Here is a 23,825-nt window from a genome sequence, read left to right as displayed (position 1 = left end):
AACCGGCCGCGCCCGGTCTTGTTGACGCCGACTTTGTCGATCTCGCCGCCCGGCGCGCTCATCGGTCCACCCCGCCCATGACGGGGTCGATGCTGGCGACCGCGGCGATCACGTCGGCGATCAGCCCGCCCTCGCTCATGGCGGCCACCGCCTGCAGATTGGTAAACGACGGATCCCGGTAGTGCACTCGGTAGGGGCGGGTACCGCCGTCGCTGACCATGTGCACCCCCAGTTCGCCGCGGGGCGACTCGACCGAGACGAACACCTGCCCCGGCGGCACCCACAAATCCTCGGTGACCCGCTTGAAGTGGTGGATCAGACCTTCCATCGAGTGGCCCATGATCCAGCCGATGTGTTCACGGGAGTTACCCTGCCCGTCCGGGCCGATGGTCAGGTCGGCAGGCCAGGCGATCTTGCGGTCGGAAACCATCACTGGCTGTCCGTGCAGCTTGGCCAACCTTTCTACACACTGTTCGACGATTTTCAGGGACTCCTTGATCTCTGCGATGCGGATCAGGTAGCGGCCGTAGGCATCACAGCCGTCGTCGGTGATGACCTCGAACTCGTAGTCCTGGTAGCCGCAGTAGGGCTCCGCACGTCGCACGTCATAGGGCAGGCCCGTCGAGCGCAGCACCGGACCGGTGATGCCCAACGCCATGCATCCGGTCAGGTCTAGGTAGCCCACGCCCTTGGTGCGGGCCCTCCAGATGTAGTTTTCGGTCAGCAGGTCCTCGATGTCCTTGAGTCGCTTGGGCATCAGCTTGAGGAAATCACGAATCATGGGGACCGCGTCATCGGGCAGATCCACCGACACGCCGCCGGGCCGGACATACTGGTGGTTCATCCGCAGCCCGGTGATCGCCTCGAAGATGTCGAGCACCAGCTCCCGTTCCCGGAAACCGAACAGCATCACCGTGAGCGCGCCGAGCTCCATGCCGCCGGTCGCGAGCGCGACCAGATGCGAGGACATCCGGTTGAGTTCCATCATCAAAACCCGGATGACACTGGCGCGTTCGGGGATGTCGTCGGTGATACCCAGCAGCTTCTCCACGCCGAGGCAGTAGGCGGTCTCGTTGAAGAACGGCGACAGATAGTCCATCCGGGTCACGAACGTGACGCCCTGGGTCCAGTAGCGACTTTCCAGATTCTTCTCGATGCCGGTGTGCAGATAGCCGATGCCGCAACGGGCTTCGGTCACCGTCTCGCCCTCGAGCTCGAGGATCAGCCGCAGCACGCCGTGCGTCGACGGGTGTTGGGGCCCCATATTGACGACAATGCGTTCGCCGGGGTCGGCGGCCTTGGCGGCCTCGACCACCTGATCCCATTCCTGCCCACCGACGTTGAGGATGGTGTGCGGTGTATCGGTGCTCATTACTTGTAAGCCCTCCGCTGGTCCGGCGGCGGTATCTGTGCGCCCTTGTACTCGACCGGGATGCCGCCCAATGGGTAGTCCTTGCGCTGCGGGTGACCGTGCCAGTCGTCGGGCATCTCGATCCGGGTCAGCGACGGGTGGCCGTCAAAGATGATCCCGAAGAAGTCGTAGGTCTCCCGCTCATGCCAGTCGGTGGTGGGGTAGATCGCAAACAGCGACGGAATGTGCGGATCCGCATCGGGGGCAGCGACTTCCAGGCGGACGCGGCGGTTGTGGGTGATGGATCGCAGCGGATATACCGCGTGCAACTCACGGTCGGCGTCGCCGGGGTAGTGCACACCGGAGACCCCGAGACTCAGTTCGAAGCGCAGCTCCGGCTCGTCACGCAGCAGCTGGGCCACCGCCGGCAGCTGCGCGCGAGGCACGTAGAGGGTCAGCTCGTCGCGGTAGACCACGACTTTCTCGATGGCGTCGGTAAACTCGATTCCGTTGCGCTGCAGGGCGGCGGTGAGGGTGTCGACGAGTTCGTCGAAGTACCCGCCGTAGGGCCGTGGGGTCTCGCCGGGGAGTGCGGCCTCGGTAACGAGGCGTCCGTATCCCGACGTATCGCCGGTGCCCGTCGCGCCGAACAGGCCGTGGCGGACCTTGATGACGTCCTCGGGTCCGTTTCGGTCCGCATCGCTTGCCTCGCTCACCGCAGCAACCCCCTCAGCTCCCAGGTGGACGGGGCCGATAGGGCCGCCTGCTCGGTCTCGGTGATCACCTGTTCCCGGTTGGCGCCCAAGGGCATCGAACGAATCTTCTCGTGCAGCTTGAGGATTGCGTACATCAGCATCTCCGGTCGGGGCGGACAACCGGGCAGGTAGATGTCGACCGGGACGACATGGTCCACGCCCTGCACGATCGCGTAGTTGTTGAACATCCCGCCCGACGACGCGCACACACCCATCGACAGCACCCATTTGGGCTCCACCATCTGGTCGTAGATCTGGCGCAGCACCGGTGCCATCTTCTGGCTGACCCGGCCTGCCACGATCATCAGATCGGCCTGACGCGGTGAGGCTCGGAACACCTCCATCCCGAATCGGGACAGGTCGTAGTCGGGCGCCATCGTCGACATCATCTCGATCGCACAACAGGCCAGGCCGAAGGTCGCCGGCCACAGCGACCCGGTGCGGAAGTACCCGGCCAGGTCTTCCACGGTGGACAGCAGGAGCCCGCTCGGCAGTTGCTCTTCTAATCCCATGTCTAAGCCCGCCTACTCCCACTCAATCCCAATTCAGGCCGCCGCGCCGCCAGACGTACGCGTAGGCGACGAACACGATGACGGCGAACAGCACCATTTCGATGAGGGCGAACACTCCGAGCCCGTCGAAGGCAACCGCCCAGGGGTAGAGAAAAACGATCTCGATGTCGAAGACGATGAACAGCATCGCGGTCAGGTAGTACTTCACCGGGAAGCGCTGCCCGGGCGGGGCGTGCGGCCCGCTGACCGGCTGGTCTGTGGGTTCGATGCCGCACTCGTAGGCTTCTAGTTTCGACCGGTTGTAGCGCGAGGGACCCACCAGAGCGGTGGCGACCACGGAAAATACGGCGAAACCGGCGGCGAGCGCGGCGAGGACCAGGATCGGCAGGTAGAGGTTCATGCTCAGTGACGTAGTTCCCTTCCGGGCGCCGATGTGACTTCAGGCACAGCCTAGTCCGCCGCCACGAGGCGGTTGGGAAGAATCCGAAATTGCCGACAACTGTGACGGGCATCACCTGTAGCGGTAACGGCGACAGGGGAATTCGCCTCTGAGGCTGCCCTAACCCCGGCGGTTCAGCGAGCCTCGACGGAGGAGAGGTGAAGCTGGGACCGGCGTATGAACTGAGCGGTTCAGCGAGCCTCGACGGAGGAGAGGTGAAGCTGGGACCGGCGTATGAACGGAGCGGTTCAGCGAGCCTCGACGGAGGAGAGGTGAAGCTGGGACCGGCGTATGAACTGAAGGGTTCAGCGAGCCTCGACGGAGGAGAGGTGAAGCTGGGACCGGCGCGTTAACCGCGCGTCGGCGTGCGGAGCAGACCCAGCACCGCCTGGCTCAATTCCATCGGGTCAATCGGGTGGGCCACCGCGGCGTCGGCATGTGACCATTTGGCCAACCAGGCGTCGTCGGCGCGGCCGGTGAGCACCACGATCGGCGGGCACGGCGTGATTTCGTCTTTGAGCTGTTTGCAGATGCCCATGCCCCCGGCCGGGGCGGCCTCTCCGTCCAGGATGGCCAGGTCGATGCCACCGGCATCCATCTGCCGGATCACCACCGGCTCGGTTGCGACCTCGACATAACTCAGCTCCGGTAGGTCCGGGTGCAGCTGCTTGCCCAACGCGGTTATAACCCGTGCACGGGTCGCGGCGTCGTCACTGTAGACAAGGATTCGCAGCGCGGCATTGGTGTCGGACACGGTCCAGATGCTACTGCGCAGGTTCTGCCGATACATCGGGTTTGGAGCAGCGCCGTCGAAGTGATTGTCGCGCAGGAACTCTAGGGGCTATCGGGTGTATCCCGGATGGTCAATCGCCAGCCGATGCTCCACCAGGGTGTACAGGCAGGCGGTGAGCGCCTCGGGCCGGTCGTCGAGTTCACCGGCCCGGATGGCGGCGGCCAGCTCTTCCTCGTCGGCGAACCCCAGCCCGGCCAGGGCCTCGGCGACGACGCCACCGGTGGTGTCGCGCAACTCCCGTTCGACGATTCGCAGTGCGTTGGCCGCCACTCGCGCGTGAAACCTGACCTGGCTGTCGGTGGCGGCGTGTTCGTCACGATTGACCAGCGCCGTGTCGAGGAACTCGGTGACCGCGGCAACGAGTTCGGCCGCGGTGGGGCGGCGCCCGGCGCTCACGGCCGGACTCCATCGAGCAGGCGCAGCACGTCCCATTCGGATTCGGAGACCCGCCGACCGATGGTCGCCAGCTCCACCGAACGGGTTTGACCGCTGAGGTGACGCTGTGCCTGGTAGCGGCAGATGATGCCCCATCGCAGCGTGCCCAGCAGTAGCCACCAGTCGAACCGTTCCGGATCAACGCGGTGCCCGCTGGCCTGCTCATAGGCGGTCAGGAAGGCGTCGATATTGCCGAGTCCACCGGCGGCGCGCTCTCGCGGCGCGCCGAACCGCCAGGCTCGCAGGCAGAACCAGGCCAAGTCCTCGCATCCGTCGCCGAGGTGCACCAGCTCCCAGTCCAGCACGGCGGCCAGGTCACCGGCGCCGGAGACCATCAGGTTGCCCATCCGGAAGTCGCCGTGGACCAGCTGCGTCGGCACCGGCGGTGGACGATCGGCGGCCAGCCGCCGAAACGCCCACTCGAAGGCAGCGGTGGTGTCGGGCAGGGCATCAAGCTGGGCGCGGCACGCGGATAGCTGGTCTTCGGCGCTGAGCGCGACGCCAGCCGGGTCGCCCCGGTGGATGGCACCCAGCGCCCGCGCGCACTGGCCCAGCAGTTGTTCGCGTCCGGCCGCATCGAGCTGGCGCTCGATACGGCGAACCACCGTTTCGCCGTCGATCAGGTCGCAGATCAGATACGGATTCCCCAGTGCTGCAGGGGAATTATCGGCGACCAGCACGTTCGGGACCGGTGCGCCGGCCTCGCCGGCGGCGCGCTGGGCCTGCGCCTCGAGTTCCATGCTGGCGTAGAGCTCCTCGATCGGCCCGGTGCGCAGAATCAGCGACCGGCGGCCCCGGGTGTCGGTGACGGCATCGAAAGCCCAGGTGACGCGGCTGGCGCCGCCGGTCAGGGCGCGTAGGCCCTCGACGGTGACGGGGCCCAACACCGGCGTCAGCACATCGGCCAGCCGGTCGGCGAGCTGATCGGCGGGCCCACCCGGTTTCATGGCCGCCTATCGAACCCGAACAGTCGCTGCGCGACCCGACGGATCTGGATCTCCTCGGCGCCCTCGGTGATCCGGTATCGGCGATGGTGTCGATAGATGTGCTCGAACTGTTCGTGGCGGGTGTAGCCGATTCCGCCGTGAATCTGGATGGCACGGTCGGCGGCTTCGCACACCAGCCGGTTGGCACGGTAGTTGGCCATCGATACCTTGTCGGAGACCTCCAGGTGGTGGTCGCGGTCCAGGTGCCAGGCCGCATAGTTCACCAGCAGTCGCACCATCTGAGCCTCGGTCTGCAATTCGGCCAGCGGCCACTGCACCGCCTGGTTGACCGACAGCGGCTTTCCGAACACGGTGCGTTGCCGGGCGTATTCGGCGGCCCGGTCGATGCAGTACTGCGCGGCGCCCAGGCTGGAGGCGGCCTGGCGGATCCGGTTTTCGTGCAGGAAGGTCTGGGCCACGTCCAACCCGCCGTCGACCTCGCCGAGCACGGCTTCGGCGGGCACCCGCACATTGCGGAGTTCGACCTCGCCGTGGTCGGTAGGCATGTTGAAGGTCCACCAGTAGAACGGGATGGTGAATCCCGGGGTGTCGGTGGGCACCAGGAACGCGGTGATGCCGCGCGCCGAGCCCGCCTCGCCGGAGGTGCGGGCAAACACCAGGTCGTGGGTGGCACGATGCACTCCGGTGTTGAACCGTTTGGCGCCGTTGATCACCCACGTGTCACCGTCGAGTTCGGCGCGGGTTTCCAGCCACGTCGCATCCGAGCCGTGCTCGGGTTCGGTCAAACCGAAGGCCATCGACCGTTCGCCGGTGATCATGGCTTGGGAGAACTCGCGGCGTTGCTCGTCGGTGCCGAACCGCTCCATCATGATCACCTGCGGGAAGTTCCCGACGATCGACGACTCGTCCTGCAGATCGTTGTGCAGGCCGAGGCCCTTGTGGGCCAGGTGTTCCCGGATCACCGCCATGTCGACGTTGGATCCGTCTCGGCCACCCAGGGAGGCCGGCAACCCGTACCGCAGCCAGCCCGCGTCGTCAGCACGGCGGCGCATCTCGTCGAGCAGCTCTTCCCACTCGCGTCGCGGGATGCCGCCGCGCTCCACGTCGGTGCGGGCAAACTCGCGCCGGTGGTCGAAATACTGCATGTGCTCGGCCTGCAGCGGTGCGATCTCGCGCTCGATGAAGTCGTCCATCTCGGCGAGCACCCCGGGAAGGTGTTCGGGCAGTGTGAAATCCATGGCGTGTCCTTCAGTTGTCAGCGATCAACGGCCGTACAGGGTCTTTCTCCAGATCGTCGACAGCGTCTCGATGGCGTCGCTGTCACTGATCCGCCATCCCGGCCCCGACGGGCCGACGAACACGACGGTGAAATTCTCGAACAGCAGCGCGATGGCCGCCGCGATGTGGTCGGGGTCGAGCTCGGTGCCATAGCCCTGCTGCTGTGCGCGTCGCACCGAGGCGGTGACGATCTCCATACCGAACCTGCGGAACTCGTTCTGCAGCGCGGCGAATCGCTCGCTGGTCGCCGCCAGCTGTGCGACCGCGATCATGACGCCGATGTTCGGTTTGAACATGGCCCAATAGGCGCTGACCACCGAGGAGAAGAACTCGGTGTCCTCCGGGGACTCCGGCAGCCGCATCTTGAGTCCGGACGGCTCGACCACCTGGGTCAGAAACGACTCGGCCAACGCGGCCAGCAGATCTTCCTTGTCGCGGAAGTACCGGTAGAGCACCGCCGTGGACTTTCCGGCGGCCGATGTGATGTCGGCCAGTGTGGTGCCGTGAAATCCGCGTTCGGCAAACAGTTCTCGGGCGGCCTGCTCGATCGCACCGCGCGTCAGGCGTCCCTTCGAACTGAGCTCACGCTGGGTGGACATCGAGGCGCTCAGACCCGCTTCCGGTCTCCGGCGGCCAGCAGCGCGCTGGGCAGCCCGTGGCCGACCACGGTGCTGGCCACGCCGGCCGCGGCGATGGCGGCGTCCAGATCGATACCGGTGTCGACGCCGCTGTCGCCGAGCAGGTAGACCAGGTCCTCGGTGGCGATATTGCCGGTGGCGCCCGGGGCGAACGGGCAGCCGCCCAGGCCGCCGGCCGAGGCGTCGAGCCGGGTGATTCCGGCTTGCACCGCCGCGTAGGCGCAGGCCAGCCCGGAGCCGCGGGTGTTGTGGAAGTGCGCTCCCAGCGGGATGTCACCGATGATCGGCTGCACCGCCTTGATCAGATCGGTGACGCGCCGAGGGGTGGCCGTGCCGATCGTGTCGGCGATGGCGATCCGGTCGACCCCGAAAGCGGTTGCCGAGGCCGCGATATCGGTGACGCGGCCGGGATCCGTCGGGCCGTCGAACGGGCAGTCCCATGCGGTGGCGATGATGACCTCCACCGAAGCGCTGGCGTCATGGGCGATACCGGCGATGTCGGTGATCGCGGCGACGGCCGCTTCGGTGGGGCGCCCGACGTTGGCGGTGCTGAAGGCATCCGAGGCGCACACCACGTACTCGATGGACTTCAGGCCGGCGGCTACCGCCCGGGCTGCGCCACCGGGGCTGGCGACCAGGGCGGAGAACTCCAGTTCGGGGTAACGCCACAGCTCGGCAGCCAGCTCGGCGGCGTCCGCGAGCGCCGGAACTTTGGTCGGGGAGACGAATGAGGTCACCTCGACCTCGCGGACACCGGTCGCGGCGATCGCGGCCAGCAGTTCGAGCTTGGCGCTCAACGGGATCGGTGCTTCGATCTGCAGACCGTCGCGCAGCGCGACCTCGCGGATCGTGACCTGGCCGGGCAGTGTGCTCACAGCACCCCCTCGGTGCGTAGCGCGTCCATCTGCGCGCTGGTCTTGCCGAGCAGGCCGGCGTAGACCTCGTCGTTGTGCTGGCCAGGCCGGGCCGATCCGGCGTTGCGGATGGTGCCGGGGCTCTCCGAGAGCACGGGCATGACGCCGGGTCCCAGCACGGTGCGCTCGGCGCCTTCGTCCCAGTGCTCGGCGAGCATGCCGCGTGCCCACAGTTGCGGGTCTTTGACGACTTCGGCGACGGTGTTGATGGGCCCGGAGATCACCCCGGCATCACTGAGCGTCGCGATGATGGCATCGGGCGCCCGCTGCGCCGCCCAGTCGCCGATGATCGAGTCCAACTCATCCTGATTGCGGCCGCGTGCACCGTGATCGGCGAACCGCGGATCGGTCGTCAGCTCCGGCCGGCCCATGGCCTGGCAGAGCCGGGCGAACACACTGTCCTGGTTGGCGGCGATCACCACCCAGCTGCCGTCGGCCGATTGGTAGATGTTCGACGGGGCGATGCCTTCGAGCCGGGTGCCCGACGGTCCGCGGACCACTCCGCCGACGTCGTAGTCGGGGATGGTGGATTCCTGGATGGCCAAACAGGATTCGGTGAGCGCGACATCGACCACCTGGCCTTCGCCGGTGACCGTGCGACGGTAGAGGGCGGCTAGGGCACCTTGGGCGGCGAACATGCCCGCGAGGCTGTCGCCCAGGGACAGGGCCAGCCGCGGCGGCGGGCCGCCGGGAAACCCGTTCATGTGCCGCAGTCCGCTGGCTGCCTCGGCGACCGAGGCGTAGCCGGCCTTGTGGGCGTCCGGCCCGGTCTGTCCGTAGCCGGACACCCGCACCAAGATGATGCCCTTATTGCGCTGACGCAGCACGTCAAAGCCCAGGCCCCAGCGTTCCAGCGTGCCGGGGCGAAAGTTCTCCACGACGATGTCGGACTTGTCGACGAGCTCGAGGAACAGCTCGCGGCCGCGTTCGGTGCGCAGGTCGAGGGTCACGGCCTTCTTGTTGCGGGCGTGTACGGTCCAGAAGAAGTGGTGCCCGTCGAGCTCGGCCTGTCCCCAGGTGCGCAGCGGGTCGGGCTTGCCGGGCAGCTCGATCTTGATGACGTCAGCGCCCATGTCGCCGAGCAGTCGCCCGGCGAACGGCCCGGAGATCAGCGTGCCGAGCTCCAGAACCCGGATGCCGTCCAGCGCACCAGTGGTGTTCATGCCGACGAGCCTACGAAATCATGCTGGGCCAGCCAATCACTGACGATCGTCACGGCCTGTCGCAGCGCATCGCGCTGATCCGGTCCGGCGTAATAGTGGTTGGCTCCGGGGATTTCGTGCATCGCCTTGTCGCTGGTGCCGATCGCCTCGAAGAGCCGGCGGGTGTGGCTGGGTGTGCAGGCGTCGTCGGCCATGTTGCCGATCACCAGGGTGGGCACTGCGATGTCGCGGCCGCAGTTCACTCCGTCGCCGTGGGCGTCGTCGTAGCTCCACTGCGACAGCCAGCTGCGTAGTGTGCAGAACCGTGCCAACCCGACCGGGCTCATGTTCACCACCGCGGGCTCGCCCAGGTAGCAGCTGCCGGGGGTGCGGTCGTTGGGGTCGACCGCGGGATCCAGCCAGCGCGGGTCGGCCATGGTGCCGTGCACGACGAACCCGAACTCCTGATCGGGCAGGCCGGCCTCGATGAACTCGGCGAGCTTCGCCTTGACCCAGCCGGTGATCCGGCGATTGCGGTCGATCTGGGCGGCCCGGTAGCGGTCCAGGAACTCCGCGCTGTAGGGCGGTTGGTTGGGGTTGTCCGGGTTGTAGAGATCTAGTTCCGGGTCGCGTTTGGTTGGGTCGGACTCGTCGAGAATCGAGGCGTCCAGCCATTCAGTCAGCGTGCCGTGGCGGCTGATGTGTGCGGCAAGCAGCATCACGCCGTCGGCCGGGATCAGGTTCAGCTTGGTCAGGTCGGGTCCGTCACCGGACGGGCTCGCGGTCACCGTCGGGTGCTGTGCCTGCTGTTGGTAGAACAGCGACAGCGAGCCTCCGCCGCTCCATCCGGCCAGCACCACCTTGGCGTAGCCGAGTCGGTTCTTGGCGTCGGCGATGCACTGGCCGAGGTCTTCGACCACCTTCTCCATCAGCAGCGCTGAGTCGGTGCCGCGGAATCGACTGTTGCAGTAGATGACGTGGTGCCCGGCGCGGGCCAAGGCATTGACCATTGGAAGGTAGGCGCCGCCTCCGATCGGGTGCATGAACACCAGCACGGTGTCGCTCGGCGCGTCCTTCGGCCGCAGTAGGTAGCTCTCCAGCACCACCAGTTCGGCGACCCCGCCGTAGACGTCGCGGACGCCCGAATTGTTCTGGTAGGCAATCAGGTAGGGGATTCGATCGTAGTCGTGCTTGGCGGTCATGCGTGTTGTCCTAGGTCGGCGGCGAGAACGTCGGGGGAGGGGATGAGGCGGCGTCGGGTGTCGATGGCGATGACTTGCCAGTCCACCCGCTGATAGTCGTCGAACTTGCGGCGGGCCCGCTCGCGGGCCTTCTCCGGAGCGCCATGATGCACGCCCTGCGGGGCATGGCTGATCAGGCCCGGCGGCATGGGGATCCCGTAGAGCGATCCGCCGTGGAAGAACGCAATCTCGTCGTAGTCGACGTTGCGGTGGTACCACGGTGTGCGTTCGGTGCCCGCCACCCCTTCGGCGGGTTTGGGCAGGAAGTTCATCACGTACACCCCGGTGGCCTGCATGAACAGGTGCACCGTCGGGGGCAGGTGCACGCTGTCAGACGTCACCACGTTGTAGTCGGCGATGTTGAACGAGAACGCGAAGTTGTCGCCGCGCCAGCCCTCGACGTCGATCGGATTGTGTTGGTAGTGCAGCGTTGTCGGGCCGCCGTCATGGATCAGCCGGACCTCGTAGCTGTCGCGCCCATCGTCGAACGGATCTGGGTCAAAGGGGGCTGGTTCCGGGATGACGACCAGGGAAGGGTCGAACGGGAAATGCCGGCCCAGCGGACCGGGCGGTGGAACCCGGAAGTCATCGGTGGCCTCGATCATCAGCAGTGTCGTTTCGGCCGCGGGTAGCTGTCGCCAGGTGGTCGCCTTGGGCAGATACAGCCAGTCGCCCTCGCGGTAGTCCAGCGGTCCGAATTCGGTCTCCAACAGCCCGGACCCGATGTGCACGAAGCAGAGCAGGTCGCCGTCGACGTAGCGGATGTGAAACGGCATCTCCGCGTTGCGTCGGGACAGCCGGATGCGGCAGTCGGCATTGCTGAACAGCAGCAGCGGATCGCCGGTGGCGTCGGTGGCATCGGTCGGCTGCAGGTGTGCGGCCAGCACGTCGACGGGCCGCAGCGGGCCTTCGGCGCGATAGGCGGTCGGGTCGTTGCGCCGGTACATGTTGGCGGTGCGGCCGGTGAAGCCGCGACGGCCCAGCTCGTCGTCCTTGAGGCCGTCGAGGTCGGCGTGCAGGCGATGCGGCGTGGTGCCTTTGCGCAGGTGGACGAAGGATTCCATCGGCGACTCCCGGGGAGGTCATGCGAATATCGGGCCAGAACTAAAAGTGACGTTACTTTTTGTTTTGGCCCCGGGCAAGAGCCCCCGTCGCGCGAGCAGACAGAGAATCGCACCACGCGGCATCCGCGGGTGCGATTCTCTGTCTGCTCGCCAGAAGGAAACCGGCTACTTCAGCTCGGCCGACGACAGGCCGAGCAGTCGGCGGGCCACCACCAGCAGCTGAATCTGCTGGGTGCCTTCGAAGATGTCCAGGATCTTCGAGTCGCGGCTCCACTTCTCCAGCAGCATCTGCTCGGAGTAGCCCAGGGTGCCGGCCATTTCGACGGCCTTGAGGGTGATGTCGCTGGCGACTCGGCCGGCTTTGGCCTTGCCCATCGACGCCTCTTTGGAGTTGGGGATGTTGTTGTCGGCCTGCCACGCCGAACGCAGCGTCAGCAGGTTTGCCGACTCCCAGTCGGCCTCCATGCGCAGGAACTCCGCTGCCGGCGCGCTCTGGGCGTGTGCCGGCTTGTCATAGGAGATCTCGATGCCGGCGGCGGTGAGCATCTTGCGCAGCTCTTCGAGCGCGGCGCGCGCGACCCCGACGGCCATCGCGGCCACGATCGGCCGGGTGTTGTCGAAGGTCTCCATGACCCCGGAGAAACTCTTCTCGGTGTTGATCTCCGGGCTGCCCAGCAGGTTGTCCTTGGGGATGCGGGCGTTGTCGAACCGGATCACCGCGGTGTCGGAGGCCTTGATGCCCAGCTTGTGCTCCAGGCGTTCGACGATGACACCGGGGTGCTCGCGCGGCACGATGAACGACTTGATCGCCGCGCGCCCCAGCGCCTTGTCCAGCGTCGCCCACACCACGATGTGGGTGCAGCGCGATCCGGCAGTGACGAAGATCTTCTCGCCGTTGATCACGTACTCGTCGCCGTCGAGGGTGGCCGTCGTGGTCACCGCGGCCGAGTCGGAACCGAAGCTCGGCTCGGTGATGGCCATTGCCGCCCACACCTTGCCCAACCGGGCGAGCTGCTCATCGGTGGCCACGCCGGAGATCGCCGCGTTGCCGAGGCCCTGGTAGGGCACCGACAGCATCAAAGCGACATCGCCCCAGCTCATCTCGAGTACCTGCAGCATTGCCGCCATGTTGGCCGCGTTGCGGTTTCCGGTCTGCTCGCCGGCGTCGCGGAAGGCCTCGGCGCCGGCCATCGCGTTACCGCCGGCCCCGGAGACCCCGTCGAACAGAGTTTCCAGGGTGTCCAGCTCGACCGGGTAGGCATGCTCGCGCGCGTCGTACTTACGCGAGATGGGGCGCAACATTTCGGCGGCCCCGGCATGGGTCATCTCAATGACTTCCTGCAGCTTGCGGGGCAGTTCCAGATTGATTGCCATGATCAGACTTTCGTGTTCGCAGCGGAGTTTGCTTGATGTCTTGGATGACTCAGATGACCAGGACGCCCTCGGCGACGCCGAGTGCCCGCAGATCGCGGTACCAGCGCTCGACCGGGTGTTCCTTGGTGTAGCCGTGGCCGCCGAGCAGCTGTACCCCGTCCAGACCGATCTGCATGCCCTTGTCGGTTGCGATCCGCTTGGCCAACGCGGCCTCCCGGATGAAGGGCAGACCCTGCTCGCAGCGCGAGGCACCGCGCCAGGTCAGCAGCCGCAGGCCGTCGAGCTCGATGGCGATGTTGGCGCACATGAACGCCACCGACTGGCGGTTGGCGATCGGCTCTCCGAACGCCTCGCGCTCTTTGATGTAGGGCATCACGTGGTCGAGCACCGCGTGGCTGGTGCCGACCGCCAGGGCGGCCCAGCCCAGCCGGGACAACGCGATGGCCTGCGAGTAGTCGGAATCGGTCGCGGCTTCCTCGCCGAGGCGGGCGCTCAGCGGCACCGACACCTGGTTCAGCTCGAGCTGGCCCAGGGCGGCGGCGCGCAGACCCATGCTGGGGTCGGCCTTCACCGTCAGGCCCGGCGTCGAGGACTCCACGATGAACAGCGCGGGCTTGCCATTGAGCTGGGCGGCCACGATGAACAGCTCGGCGTCGGCGGCGGCCACCACCAACGACTTCACGCCGTCGAGCCGGTAGCCGCTGGGCGTGCGCACCGCCGTGGTCTTGAGGTTGGTCGGGTCGAACAACGGCTGCGGCTCGACGATCGCGACACAGGCCTGCGGAACCTTCTCGCCGGCGAATTCGGGTAGGTAGGTGGCCTGTTGGTCGGCGCTGCCCCAGTGGGTCAACGCCGAAGCCACCCCGCCGGGGGCCAGGATTGGCAGCGCCAGGCCCATGTCGCCATAGCCCAGCGCCTCGGCGACCAGCACCTTGGTGACCGCGGAACGGTGTGCGGCGATCCCGTCGAAGTCCTCCGGAATGTTGATCGCCGTGATGCCCAGCTCGGCGGCCTTGCCGAGCAGCTCGCGCGGGTAGTCGAGGGCTTCATCGGCGTCGTGGGCGGCCGGACGCAGCAGCTCGGCCGCGAACTCCTCGACCGTGTCGATGATCATCTGCTGGTCATCATCGGGGGTCAGGTCGAAGTAGTCAGCGCCTTTGCCGCCCATGGCGGCGGGGGCGCTGAGCCGCGTCGGGGCCTTGCCCAGGCCCTGGACCTTCTTGAACTGGCGGGTGGAGGCTCCGGCGACGGAGAACACCGTCTTGACGCCGTAGTTGAGGCCTCGGTTGAGCGGTTGCCGCAAACCGTAGCGGTCCAGAAAGTCCTGGCTGACCAGTGGCGTGACGAACGACAGTGCGGCCGCGATCGGGCTGCGCTTGTGTGGAACCGACCCGACGCCGCTGGCGCGGCTATTGAGCCGAACCTTTGAGCCGTTGGTGGCGGGGGCGATATCAGTCATGTCAGAGCCTCACTCGATGGAAGGTATCGATGAGGCCACCTTACTCCGAAGTAAGATGACTCAGAAGTAAGGTGTGACCAAGTCGTCAGCGGCCCCCGCCGGACGCCCGACTACGCCGGGGTCAACGCTGCCAGCACCTGCTGGTGCAGGGCGGGGTTGGCGGCTACGGCGCAGTTGCCGTGCGGGCCCGGGTTACCGGACAGGTCGGTGAACACCCCGCCCGCTTCGCGCACCAGGATGTCGACGGCGGCCAGATCCCAGACCGACACCGCCGGCTCGATAGCGGCGTCCACAGCGCCCTCGGCGACCAAGCAGTACGCCCAGAAGTCGCCGTAGGAGCGTGCCCGCCACACCGCCTCGGTCAGCCCGAGGAACTGCTCCCGCAGGCCGCGCGGCCCCCAGTAGTTCAGCCCGGCAAACGTCAGGCTGGACGAGCCCACCTCGGCCACCGAGGACACTGACAGCTGTCGGGCCGGCGCGCCGGCGACGGACCCGAACGCCCCCTGGCCGCGCGTCGCCCACCAGCGCCGGTGCAACGCCGGGGCGCTGACCACCCCAAGGATCGGCACGCCGTCCTCAAGCAACGCGATCAAGGTGGCCCACACCGGCACCCCGCGCACGAAGTTCTTCGTGCCGTCGATCGGGTCGATGATCCATTGGCGTCCAGTGAAAGTGGCGGTGCCACCGAATTCCTCGCCGAGGATCTGGTCGTCGGCACGCTCGGCAACCAGTACCTCGCGCAGGGCGGTTTCGACCGCCTGGTCGGCGTCGGTCACCGGGGTCAGGTCGGGCTTGGTGTCGACTCGCAGGTCGAGTGCACCGAACCGCGCCAAGGTGATTTCGTCCGCCCGGTCGGCCAGGCCCTGGGCCAGGGTGAGGTCGTCGTGGAGGTTGTCGTTGATCTGCGCCATGGCGAAAGTCCTACCATGACCGCATGTGGGAGTTCGGGGCACTGCTGTTGCTACTGGCGGTTCTGGCGGTGTTCCTCGCGCCGCGGTTCCTGCGCTCGGGGCCGGGTGCGGGCGCCGAGGACGGCACCGTGCTGGTGACCGGCGTGAGCCCGCGGCCCGAGGCGACCGGCGCGCAATACGTGACCATCACCGGTGTTCTGCATGGGCCCACGGTCGATGAGCACGAGGTCTATCAGCGCTACGCGATCGACGTCAGCCAATGGCCGAGCGTGGGTGATCTGCTGCCGGTGCGGTATTCACCGCGCAATCCGGACAACTGGAATCTGGCCCCACTAGAAGGGAATTGACGATCCGGGCCGGGTCGCCAAGGGCGTGCGAGCTGTGGGTTCGCTGCTAGGTCGTGCCGGGAGAGCGATCTAGGGAGTCGGCGTGGGTTACCTTGGACAGCGTTATGCGCCATCGGGAAACGAATCTGCATCCCGCGCTGCGGCATGTTGTCGGTGTCGCAGTGGCTGTTGCCTGGATCTTCGGTGCCGTTTCGTGTTGTCACATGGCACAGTCGGAGATGCCCCGACTGCCGTCGTCGGCTATCAGTGCAGTCGGCCACGCCACCCACCACGCTGTCGCCGTCACCGAACACGGTGCCTCGCTGACACATCTGTGCACACACAAGTGCGCCGACCTCGGCACGGCCGCAATACAGGCATGCGAAGTGATCGGCTTCGTGGCGTTGACGCTGATCGTTGCGATGGTGGCGGTCGCCGCCCCGCTGGCGGGACCGGTGGTGGCGGGAACACGAGATCCTCCGATACCGATCCGGCCGTTCAACGAATATCTCGACCGCAACATCCTGGACCGAATCTGCATCTGTCGTTGCTGATAGGTCAGCGCTAGAGCGGTGCGCTTTGTGGCGCCTTCCGCTTGCCGCTGTCCCTATTCCTTTGCCGCGCAACGTCGCGGTTGACGACACAGAATCGAGTACCCCATGAACAACACACGGCATATTCCTGTGCCTAAATCCAGCCGGCCGAAGGCACTTATCGTCGGCGCCGGCGTGACCGGACTGACAACAGCTCTCGTGCTTGCCCGAAGCGGCTGGCGGGTCGCCGTGGCATCCGACCGATTCGGTTCGGACACGGTGTCGACCGTGGCGGGAGCCCTGTGGGAGTGGCCCCCATCGGTCTGTGGTCGCCACCACGATCAAGCGGTGTTGACCCGATCGACAGACTGGGCGGTGCGCTCTTACCGCCACTTCGCTCAACTGGCCGCCAATCCGCATACCGGTGTGAGCCTGCGGCCGGCGGTGTTCTACTTCACCCGGCCTATCGAAGAGATTCCAGACGAATTCGACAAGATGATCCAGATCGAGCAGCGGATTCCCGGATTCGTGCACGACGCAGCGCTCATCGGCGCACACGGCGTCAACCCGGACGCCGGCGTCGTTGACGCCTATTCCTACCTGGCGCCGACGATCGATACCGATCGGTACTTGGCATGGCTCACCGATGCGGTGGTGAAGGCCGGCGCATCGATCGTCCGTCACCGTGTTCGCGGATCGCTGGCTGATCAGGAGGATCGGCTGCGCGCCCGCTACGATGCGCAAGTCGTGATCAACTGCGCCGGCCTGGGCGGTGGTGAACTCGGCGACGACACCACGATGGACCCCCATCGTGGTGCCTTGTTGCGAGTGATCAATGACGGCTCCACCATGCCGCAGATCACGGCGGCGCACGCGGTGGCCCACGACGCCGGAACCGACGACCAGGACATGATCTTCATCGTCCCGCGGGGTCTGGACCGACTGTTGTTGGGTGGACTGGTCGAGCCCGGACAGTACGACACCGGCCTGACGTGGGAGGGCTATCCGCCGCTCCGAGAGATGCTGCGCCGCTGCACCGAGTTCCTGCCGGCGCTGCACCGAGCGCGGCTGGATCCGGTCGACCCGCTGCGGGTCGGCCTGCGGCCGTTCCGCAGAGACGGTGTCCGATTGGAAGCCCAATCCGGCACCCACGTTCTGCACAACTATGGCCACGGCGGTGCCGGTGTCAGCCTGTCCTGGGGGTGTGCCGAAGACATCGCAGAGCAAGCCGCACTGGTTGTCGCCGGGGAGGGCGTGGCATGAGAGACATGAACTGCCCCGAACACGGCGGCATGGCGGGCATGGTCGACATGGCGGGGCCGCCGGAATGGGTGACGGCGACGGGCTGGGTTGTCACCGGCATCGGAGTGCTGGTTGCGCTAGTCATCCTTGCCGACATCTACCTGGGCCGGTATCGGCAGCCGATACCGGCGATGGAAGCCGTGTGGCCCATCACCGCGATCTATGCGGGTCCGCTGGCCCTGTGGGCCTACTACCGGTGGGGACGACGATCCACCTCACGATGGCAACAGCAGCACGGAGAAGATCCGCAATTGGGGCCAGCGGCCACGGTGGCGCTGCAAACCATCCCGGGCGGTGCGGCATCCTTCATCGGTCATGGGATAGCGGTACCGATCGTCATGGGCACCGGCATGACGATCGCGGGCCGGGCCGTGTGGCCGATGATCCTGCTGATCGCGGTCTTCGCGCTGCCGTTGCTGATCGCCTTCGAATACCACGCGTTGCGACTGGCTGATGCCACGGTGTCGGCGGCCGCCCGGTTACGGAAGGCGGTCAGGATCTCGGTGCCGGCGATTCTCGCGTTCGACGCGGGCATGGGCGCCATCATGCTGCTGGTGGCCTTCGTATTGCACTACGACCACGCGTCGATGGCGTTCTGGTTGCTCATGTGGGTGGGAATGCTGTTGGGCTTCCTCACCGCGTATCCGATCGTCTGGCGGATGCTCGCCACCGAGTCGGACCGGTAATCAATGCGAGTGTGACTCCGGCACCGGCATGATGCAGCACGTCAGGTCGCCGGAGTCACACTCGGGGCAGGACTCGGTGGCGTCCGGCCCATGCCCGATCCGCAGCATCTCGGCGACGTCGGCCAGCTTGACCCGGGGCCGGCCGTGGGGCTCACCGAGGGAGCGCTCATGGGCGTCGATCAGCTGCCAGTGCTCGGCGGTGACCAGTTCGGGCTGACGAGACAGCAGCCACCGGTGCAGTTGCGCGTCGTAGTCGGCGTCGACGTCGGGAAGCCCGGCTTGCGCTGCCCGGGAGGCCAGATCGGCGGCGAGCGTGTCGACGGTGGCCTGCGAATCGCTCTTGTTGGAACCGATTACCCCGGAGGGCCCACGCTTGATCCACCCGACCACGTACTGATTGGCGGTGCCTTCGATGCGCCCGTCGGTGTGGGGAATGGTGCAGCTGCGTTCGTCGAACGGCAACCCCGGCATCGGTACGCCGCGATATCCGACCGAGCGCACCACCAGCTGAGCCGGCAGCACTTCACGCTCACCGGTGTCGTTGGCGCTGACTCGACCGTTCTCGTCGGTCGTCAGCTCGTTGCGTCCCAACACAATTTCCTCGACCCGGCCGTCGCCGCGAATCTCGATCGGGGACGTGCAGAACCGGAACACGATTCGGCGATGGTCCGGGCGGGTCTCGCGTCCGACATAGGTGCGCAGCACCTTGACGTTCTGCTTGGGATGCTTGGCGGCCGCCTCGATGTCCTCGTCGGTGATCCCGGCGAACTCGGCGGCGTCGATCACCACGTCGACATCGTCGAGTCCCTTGAGGTCGCCGAGTTCCCGCAGTTCCGGGCTGGTGAACGTAGCCTGCAGCGGGCCGCGCCGACCGACGATCACCACCTCTTCGACGCCGCGCGGACCGAGCAGGTCCAGTGCGTGGTCGGCGATGTCGGTGCGGCGCAGTTCGTCGGGTTGACTGACCAGGATGCGGGCCACATCCAGGGCCACATTGCCGTTGCCGACCACGATGGCGCGCTTGCAGCTCAGATCGGGTGCATGGTCGGCGAAGTGCGGGTGGGCGTTGTACCAGCCGACGAAGTCCACCGCGGCGACGCTGCCGGGCAGGTCCTCCCCGGGAATCCCCAGCTGCCGATTCGACTGCGCGCCGATCGCGTAGATCACCGCGTCGTAGCGCTCGGCCAGTTCCTCGGGCAGCACGTGCACGCCGACGGTGACGTTGCCGTAGAACCGGAACCGCGGATCGGCGGCGGTCTTTTCGAACTGCGCACTGATCGACTTGATCTTCGGGTGATCCGGCGCCACGCCCGAGCGCACCAGGCCCCACGGCGTCGGCAGCATCTCGAGCATGTCGACGCGTACGTCGACTTCACCGCCGGCGGCCAGCTTGAGCAGCGATGCCGCAGCGAAGTAGCCGGAGGGGCCGGAGCCGACGATCGCGACGTGGTAGGGCCGCATCCTCGAACCTTCTTTCTCCTCGGAAGTCGTTCATGCACCCGCGTAACCCCGATGCTAGAGGTCGCACGCCAATGGCCGCCGGTAACCTCGATAAACGTGGAACCAGACCGCCAGCCCGACATCGACGCCCTCGACACCACCTTGACCACGGTGGAGCGGGTGGTTGACGTCGACGGACTGCGCAGCCGTATCGACAAACTCGAGCACGAGGCGTCCGACCCGAACCTGTGGGACGACCAGACCCGCGCCCAACGCGTGACCAGCGAGCTCTCGCACGCTCAGGGCGAGTTGCGCCGCATAGAGGAACTGCGTCGCCGCCTCGATGACCTGCCGGTGCTCTACGAGATGGCGGCCGAGGAAGAAGGCGCGGCCGCCGCCGACGCTTTGGCCGAAGCCGACGCCGAGCTCGCCTCGCTACGCAACGACGTCGAGACCATGGAAGTCCGCACCCTGCTCTCGGGTGAGTACGACGAGCGTGAAGCACTGGTGACGATTCGCTCCGGTGCCGGCGGCGTGGACGCCGCGGACTGGGCCGAGATGCTGATGCGGATGTACATCCGCTGGGCCGAGCAGCACAAGTACGGCGTCGAGGTGTTCGACACCTCCTACGCCGAAGAGGCCGGGATCAAGAGCGCCACCTTCGCGGTGCACGCGCCCTTCGCCTACGGCACCCTCTCGGTGGAGCAAGGCACCCACCGCCTGGTGCGGATCAGCCCGTTCGACAACCAGGGACGCCGGCAGACGTCGTTCGCCGAGGTCGAGGTGCTGCCGGTGGTGGAGACCACCGACCACATCGACATCCCCGAAGGCGATGTCCGGGTCGACGTGTACCGCTCCAGCGGGCCGGGCGGACAGTCGGTGAACACCACCGACTCGGCGGTGCGGCTCACCCACATTCCCACCGGGATCGTCGTCACCTGCCAGAACGAAAAGTCGCAGCTGCAGAACAAGGTTTCGGCGATGCGGGTGCTGCAGGCCAAGCTGATGGAACGCAAGCGGTCCGAGGAGCGAGCCGAGATGGACGCGCTCAAGGGCGATGGCGGCAGCTCGTGGGGCAACCAGATGCGCTCCTACGTGCTGCACCCGTACCAGATGGTCAAGGACCTGCGCACCGAGTACGAAGTCGGCAACCCGGCCGCGGTGCTCGATGGTGACATCGACGGATTCCTCGAGGCTGGAATCCGGTGGCGCAACAGGCCCGAAGGCGACTGAGCGCATGGTCTTGGCCTTCTCCCCGGGACAGCGCTGGCATGACTTGTGGCGCGGTCAGATCGGCGAGTGGGTCATCACCAAGGGCTTGCGGATCGTCCTGCTGCTGATCGGGGCGGCGCTGGCATCGCGGTTCATCACCTGGGCGGCACGGCGCGTCACCCGGCGGCTGGAGCGCGGTTTTGCGGCCAGCGACGCCCTGGTGCGTTCCGAAGCCTCCAAGCACCGTCAGGCCGTCGCCTCGGTGATCTCCTGGGTGTCGGTGGTGCTGCTGTGTGTGATGGTCGCCGTCCAAATCACCAGCATCCTCGACATTCCGGTCGGCTCCCTGGTGGGGCCGGCCGCGGTGCTGGGTGGCGCGATCGGTTTCGGCGCCCAAAAGCTGGTGCAGGACCTGCTGAGCGGGTTCTTCATCATCACCGAAAAGCAGTACGGCTTCGGGGATCTGGTGCAGCTGTCCATGGCGGGCGCGCCGACCGAGGCGCTCGGGACCGTCGAGGAGGTCACGCTGCGGGTGACGAAGCTGCGCACCCCCAACGGCGAGGTCTACAACGTGCCGAACGGCAACATCGTCCGGTCGTTGAACCTGTCCAAGGACTGGGCACGTGCCGTCGTCGACATCCCGGTGCCCACCAGCGCCGACCTGACCCGGGTCAACGAAGTGCTGCACCAGGTGTGTGAGAACGCCCGTGAGGCCGACGCCCCGCTGCGGGACCTGCTGCTGGACCAGCCGTCGATCATGGGGGTGGAGAGCATCGAGCTCGGTGTCGTCAACCTGCGGATGGTGGCCCGGACCCTGCCCGGGAAGCAGTTCGAGGTGGGACGCCGGCTGCGCATCCAGGTGGTGCGGGCACTGGCGTCGGCCGGTGTGGTGACCGCCGGTGACGTGAAGCCGGTGGAGACGCTGTGAACCTCAGCATCAGAAAGCCCGATGACGCCCCGGAGCCGCCAGAGGTGACAGACGGCAAGCGATGGAAGTGGCCGGCGCATCTGTTCGGCGGCCGAGTCCGCACCTCGACGGTGGTGTTGATCATCGCCTTCGTCGCGGTGTGGTCGGTTTACGACACCTACCGGGAAGAACCGAAGCCGCCGCCGGCCCCGCAGGTGGTGCCGCCGGGCTTCATCCCCGACCCGGCCTATACCTGGGTGCCGCGCACCAAGCTGCAACAGCCGCCGGTGACCATCACCGAGACCGTCACACCCACACCCACCACCACCGAGCCCCCCGCCCCGACGGAGCCGCCGGCCGGTGAACCGCCGACCCCGACACCGGTGCCGGGATTCCCCTTCTGCCCGCCGCTGTGTCCGCCGCCGACCCCGGCTCCGCCGGAGGAACCCGGACCGATCCCACCGGCGCCCGAGGCGCCCGCGCCGGCACCGCCGGATACTCGCCAGCCCGTGCCTGGGCCGCCTACACCCGCGTCCCCGCCCGGTCCGGGCGCCTCGCACGGTTAAACTGCGTGCCGTGATGATCACGCTCGACCATGTCACCAAGCAGTACAAATCGTCGGCCCGTCCGGCGCTCGACAATGTCAATGTCAAGATCGACAAGGGCGAGTTCGTGTTCCTGATCGGCCCGTCCGGCTCCGGCAAGTCGACGTTCATGCGGCTGCTGCTGGCCGAGGAGACACCCACCTCGGGTGACATTCAGGTGTCGAAGTTTCACGTCAACAAACTGGCCGGCCGCCACATCCCCAGCCTGCGACAGGTCCTCGGATGCGTATTCCAGGACTTTCGGTTGTTGCAGCAGAAGACCGTGTTCGAGAACGTCGCGTTCGCCCTCGAGGTCATCGGCAAGAAGCCGGAGATGATCAACCGGGTTGTCCCCGAGGTCCTGGAGATGGTCGGGTTGTCCGGCAAAGCGAACCGGCTGCCGGGCGAGCTGTCCGGCGGTGAGCAACAGCGGGTGGCTATCGCCCGGGCTTTCGTCAACCGGCCCCTGGTGCTGCTGGCCGACGAGCCGACCGGAAACCTCGACCCGGAAACAAGTGAGGACATCATGGATCTGCTGGAGCGGATCAACCGCACCGGAACCACGGTGCTGATGGCGACCCACGACCACCACATCGTCGACTCGATGCGCCAGCGCGTCGTCGAACTATCACTGGGACGGCTGGTGCGCGACGAACAGCGCGGCGTCTACGGAATGGACCGCTGACGTGCGCTTTGGATTCCTGTTCAACGAGGTCCTGACCGGGCTGCGTCGCAACGTCACCATGACGGTGGCGATGATCCTCACCACGGCCATCTCGATCGGGCTGTTCGGCGGTGGTCTGCTGGTGGTGCGCCTGGCCGACCAGTCCCGCAGCATCTACCTGGACCGGGTGGAGTCGCAGGTGTTCTTGAACCCTGACATCGCTGCCGATGACCCGAACTGCGAGGGCCAGGCGTGTAAGGCGCTGCGCGAACAGATCGAGACCCGCAATGACGTGAAGTCGGTGCGCTACCTCAACTCCGATGACGCGTACGCCGACGCCATCCGCAAGTTCCCCGAGTTCAAGGACGTGGCGAGCAAGGACTCCTTCCCGGCGTCGTTCATCGTCAAGCTGGAGAATCCGGAGCAGAGCAAGGACTTTGACGCCGCGATGCGGAGCCAGCCGGGTGTGCTCAGCGTGCTCAACCAGAAGAAGTTGATCGACCGCTTGTTCGCCGTGCTCGACGGCCTGAGCAGTGCCGCGTTCGCGGTCGCCCTGGTGCAGGCGGTCGGGGCGGTGCTGTTGATCGCCAACATGGTTCAGGTCGCCGCTTACACGCGGCGCACTGAGGTCTCGATCATGCGTCTGGTGGGCGCCAGTCGCTGGTATACCCAGCTGCCGTTCCTGGTGGAGGCGGTGCTGGCCGCGACGGTGGGCGTGATCATTGCAATCATCGGGCTTCTCGTGGTGCGGGCGCTGTTCCTCGACAACGCGCTCAGCCAGTTCTATCAAGCGCATCTGATCGCGCGGATCGACTATGCCGACATCCTCTACATTTCGCCGATCCTGCTGCTGCTGGGTGCGGCGATGGCCGGAGCGACCGCATACGTGACGCTTCGGTTGTATGTGCGGCGGTAGCG

At 66.7% G+C, this 23,825-nt stretch carries 26 protein-coding genes and 1 pseudogene; 10 read left to right on the top strand and 17 right to left on the bottom strand.

Features of this window, described 5'->3' with window-relative positions:
- Positions 1 to 58 precede the first annotated feature (58 nt).
- Genes NM962_01600 through NM962_01585 form a run of 4 tightly spaced genes read right to left on the bottom strand, consistent with a single transcriptional unit; the run spans position 59 to position 3,018 of the window.
- Positions 59 to 1,372 carry an NADH-quinone oxidoreductase subunit D gene (locus NM962_01600; protein ID UVO12890.1) on the bottom strand — a complete coding sequence of 438 codons (1,314 nt, stop codon included), beginning with the start codon at positions 1,370 to 1,372 and terminating at the stop codon, positions 59 to 61.
- Positions 1,372 to 2,067, bottom strand: coding sequence for an NADH-quinone oxidoreductase subunit C (locus NM962_01595; GenBank protein ID UVO12889.1), 696 nt, complete (start codon positions 2,065 to 2,067; stop codon positions 1,372 to 1,374). The genes NM962_01600 and NM962_01595 overlap by 1 nt, the downstream gene beginning before the upstream one ends.
- Positions 2,064 to 2,618 (bottom strand): NADH-quinone oxidoreductase subunit B, encoded by a 555-nt coding sequence (locus NM962_01590; protein ID UVO12888.1) that lies wholly within the window; start codon positions 2,616 to 2,618, stop codon positions 2,064 to 2,066. Before NM962_01590 ends, NM962_01595 begins: the two co-directional genes overlap by 4 nt.
- A gap of 22 nt (positions 2,619 to 2,640) precedes the next feature.
- Positions 2,641 to 3,018 (bottom strand): NADH-quinone oxidoreductase subunit A, encoded by a 378-nt coding sequence (locus tag NM962_01585; protein ID UVO12887.1) that lies wholly within the window; start codon positions 3,016 to 3,018, stop codon positions 2,641 to 2,643.
- A 197-nt stretch (positions 3,019 to 3,215) separates the two neighbouring features.
- On the opposite strand from NM962_01585, the gene NM962_01580 reads away from it, so the two are divergent.
- Entirely contained in the window at positions 3,216 to 3,410 is a 195-nt protein-coding gene (locus NM962_01580; GenBank protein UVO12886.1) for a hypothetical protein, read from the top strand.
- Here the strand turns inward: NM962_01580 and NM962_01575 are convergent.
- The 12 genes from NM962_01575 to hisN all read right to left on the bottom strand — a co-directional run bounded on the left by NM962_01575 (position 3,407) and on the right by hisN (position 15,253).
- Complete coding sequence (locus NM962_01575; protein UVO12885.1) at positions 3,407 to 3,811, bottom strand: hypothetical protein; 405 nt, start codon at positions 3,809 to 3,811, stop codon at positions 3,407 to 3,409. The two genes, NM962_01580 and NM962_01575, sit on opposite strands and share 4 nt — an antisense overlap.
- Positions 3,812 to 3,898: 87 nt before the next feature.
- Positions 3,899 to 4,246 (bottom strand): DUF6285 domain-containing protein, encoded by a 348-nt coding sequence (locus NM962_01570; protein UVO12884.1) that lies wholly within the window; start codon positions 4,244 to 4,246, stop codon positions 3,899 to 3,901.
- Entirely contained in the window at positions 4,243 to 5,232 is a 990-nt protein-coding gene (locus NM962_01565) for a phosphotransferase family protein (protein ID UVO12883.1), read from the bottom strand. Before NM962_01565 ends, NM962_01570 begins: the two co-directional genes overlap by 4 nt.
- On the bottom strand, positions 5,229 to 6,470 hold the full coding sequence (locus tag NM962_01560) for an acyl-CoA dehydrogenase family protein (GenBank protein ID UVO12882.1): 1,242 nt from the start codon (positions 6,468 to 6,470) through the stop codon (positions 5,229 to 5,231). The genes NM962_01565 and NM962_01560 overlap by 4 nt, the downstream gene beginning before the upstream one ends.
- A 24-nt stretch (positions 6,471 to 6,494) precedes the next feature.
- Complete coding sequence (locus NM962_01555) at positions 6,495 to 7,109, bottom strand: TetR/AcrR family transcriptional regulator (GenBank protein UVO12881.1); 615 nt, start codon at positions 7,107 to 7,109, stop codon at positions 6,495 to 6,497.
- 8 nt (positions 7,110 to 7,117) lie between these two features.
- Positions 7,118 to 8,023 (bottom strand): hydroxymethylglutaryl-CoA lyase, encoded by a 906-nt coding sequence (locus tag NM962_01550; protein ID UVO12880.1) that lies wholly within the window; start codon positions 8,021 to 8,023, stop codon positions 7,118 to 7,120.
- Entirely contained in the window at positions 8,020 to 9,225 is a 1,206-nt protein-coding gene (locus NM962_01545) for a CoA transferase (protein ID UVO12879.1), read from the bottom strand. Before NM962_01545 ends, NM962_01550 begins: the two co-directional genes overlap by 4 nt.
- Entirely contained in the window at positions 9,222 to 10,406 is a 1,185-nt protein-coding gene (locus NM962_01540; GenBank protein UVO12878.1) for an alpha/beta fold hydrolase, read from the bottom strand. The genes NM962_01545 and NM962_01540 overlap by 4 nt, the downstream gene beginning before the upstream one ends.
- Complete coding sequence (locus NM962_01535) at positions 10,403 to 11,509, bottom strand: homogentisate 1,2-dioxygenase (GenBank protein UVO12877.1); 1,107 nt, start codon at positions 11,507 to 11,509, stop codon at positions 10,403 to 10,405. Before NM962_01535 ends, NM962_01540 begins: the two co-directional genes overlap by 4 nt.
- A 165-nt stretch (positions 11,510 to 11,674) precedes the next feature.
- The gene (locus NM962_01530) at positions 11,675 to 12,883 is read right to left on the bottom strand and encodes an acyl-CoA dehydrogenase family protein (protein UVO12876.1); all 1,209 of its coding nucleotides are present in this window, start codon (positions 12,881 to 12,883) and stop codon (positions 11,675 to 11,677) included.
- 49 nt (positions 12,884 to 12,932) lie between these two features.
- Entirely contained in the window at positions 12,933 to 14,342 is a 1,410-nt protein-coding gene (locus tag NM962_01525) for an acyl-CoA dehydrogenase family protein (GenBank protein ID UVO12875.1), read from the bottom strand.
- Between the two features lie 110 nt (positions 14,343 to 14,452).
- A complete protein-coding gene (gene hisN / locus NM962_01520) occupies positions 14,453 to 15,253 on the bottom strand; it encodes a histidinol-phosphatase (GenBank protein ID UVO12874.1) in 801 nt (266 codons plus the stop codon).
- A gap of 23 nt (positions 15,254 to 15,276) precedes the next feature.
- On the opposite strand from hisN, the gene NM962_01515 reads away from it, so the two are divergent.
- The 4 genes from NM962_01515 (at position 15,277) to NM962_01500 (ending at position 18,100) form a co-directional block, all read left to right on the top strand.
- Positions 15,277 to 15,600, top strand: coding sequence for a hypothetical protein (locus NM962_01515; protein ID UVO12873.1), 324 nt, complete (start codon positions 15,277 to 15,279; stop codon positions 15,598 to 15,600).
- A gap of 203 nt (positions 15,601 to 15,803) precedes the next feature.
- Positions 15,804 to 16,133 (top strand): hypothetical protein, encoded by a 330-nt coding sequence (locus NM962_01510; protein ID UVO12872.1) that lies wholly within the window; start codon positions 15,804 to 15,806, stop codon positions 16,131 to 16,133.
- A gap of 174 nt (positions 16,134 to 16,307) precedes the next feature.
- Positions 16,308 to 17,375, top strand: a complete 1,068-nt coding sequence (locus NM962_01505; GenBank protein UVO12871.1) for an FAD-binding oxidoreductase — start codon at positions 16,308 to 16,310, stop codon at positions 17,373 to 17,375.
- The gene (locus NM962_01500; protein UVO12870.1) at positions 17,372 to 18,100 is read left to right on the top strand and encodes a DUF4396 domain-containing protein; all 729 of its coding nucleotides are present in this window, start codon (positions 17,372 to 17,374) and stop codon (positions 18,098 to 18,100) included. The genes NM962_01505 and NM962_01500 overlap by 4 nt, the downstream gene beginning before the upstream one ends.
- A gap of 87 nt (positions 18,101 to 18,187) precedes the next feature.
- On the opposite strand, the pseudogene NM962_01495 reads toward NM962_01500, so the two are convergent.
- Positions 18,188 to 19,561 (bottom strand): annotated as a pseudogene (locus tag NM962_01495) (FAD-dependent oxidoreductase).
- A 96-nt stretch (positions 19,562 to 19,657) separates the two neighbouring features.
- Here NM962_01495 and prfB point away from each other — a divergent pair.
- From prfB to ftsX, 5 genes are read left to right on the top strand one after another with little or no spacing between them, the layout of a single operon-like run.
- Positions 19,658 to 20,773, top strand: coding sequence for a peptide chain release factor 2 (gene prfB / locus NM962_01490; GenBank protein UVO12869.1), 1,116 nt, complete (start codon positions 19,658 to 19,660; stop codon positions 20,771 to 20,773).
- 4 nt (positions 20,774 to 20,777) lie between these two features.
- Positions 20,778 to 21,680 carry a mechanosensitive ion channel family protein gene (locus NM962_01485; GenBank protein UVO12868.1) on the top strand — a complete coding sequence of 301 codons (903 nt, stop codon included), beginning with the start codon at positions 20,778 to 20,780 and terminating at the stop codon, positions 21,678 to 21,680.
- Positions 21,681 to 21,724: 44 nt separating this feature from the next.
- On the top strand, positions 21,725 to 22,225 hold the full coding sequence (locus NM962_01480; GenBank protein UVO14496.1) for a hypothetical protein: 501 nt from the start codon (positions 21,725 to 21,727) through the stop codon (positions 22,223 to 22,225).
- Between the two features lie 13 nt (positions 22,226 to 22,238).
- Entirely contained in the window at positions 22,239 to 22,928 is a 690-nt protein-coding gene (gene ftsE / locus NM962_01475; protein ID UVO14495.1) for a cell division ATP-binding protein FtsE, read from the top strand.
- A gap of 1 nt (position 22,929) precedes the next feature.
- The gene (gene ftsX, locus NM962_01470) at positions 22,930 to 23,823 is read left to right on the top strand and encodes a permease-like cell division protein FtsX (GenBank protein UVO12867.1); all 894 of its coding nucleotides are present in this window, start codon (positions 22,930 to 22,932) and stop codon (positions 23,821 to 23,823) included.
- Positions 23,824 to 23,825: the final 2 nt, after the last annotated feature.

This window comes from Mycobacterium sp. SVM_VP21 (genome assembly GCA_024758765.1).
GTDB classification, from domain to species: domain Bacteria; phylum Actinomycetota; class Actinomycetes; order Mycobacteriales; family Mycobacteriaceae; genus Mycobacterium; species Mycobacterium heraklionense_C.
Note: the sequence above shows the minus strand (reverse complement) of the source record. Positions and strands in the feature narration are given on the sequence as shown.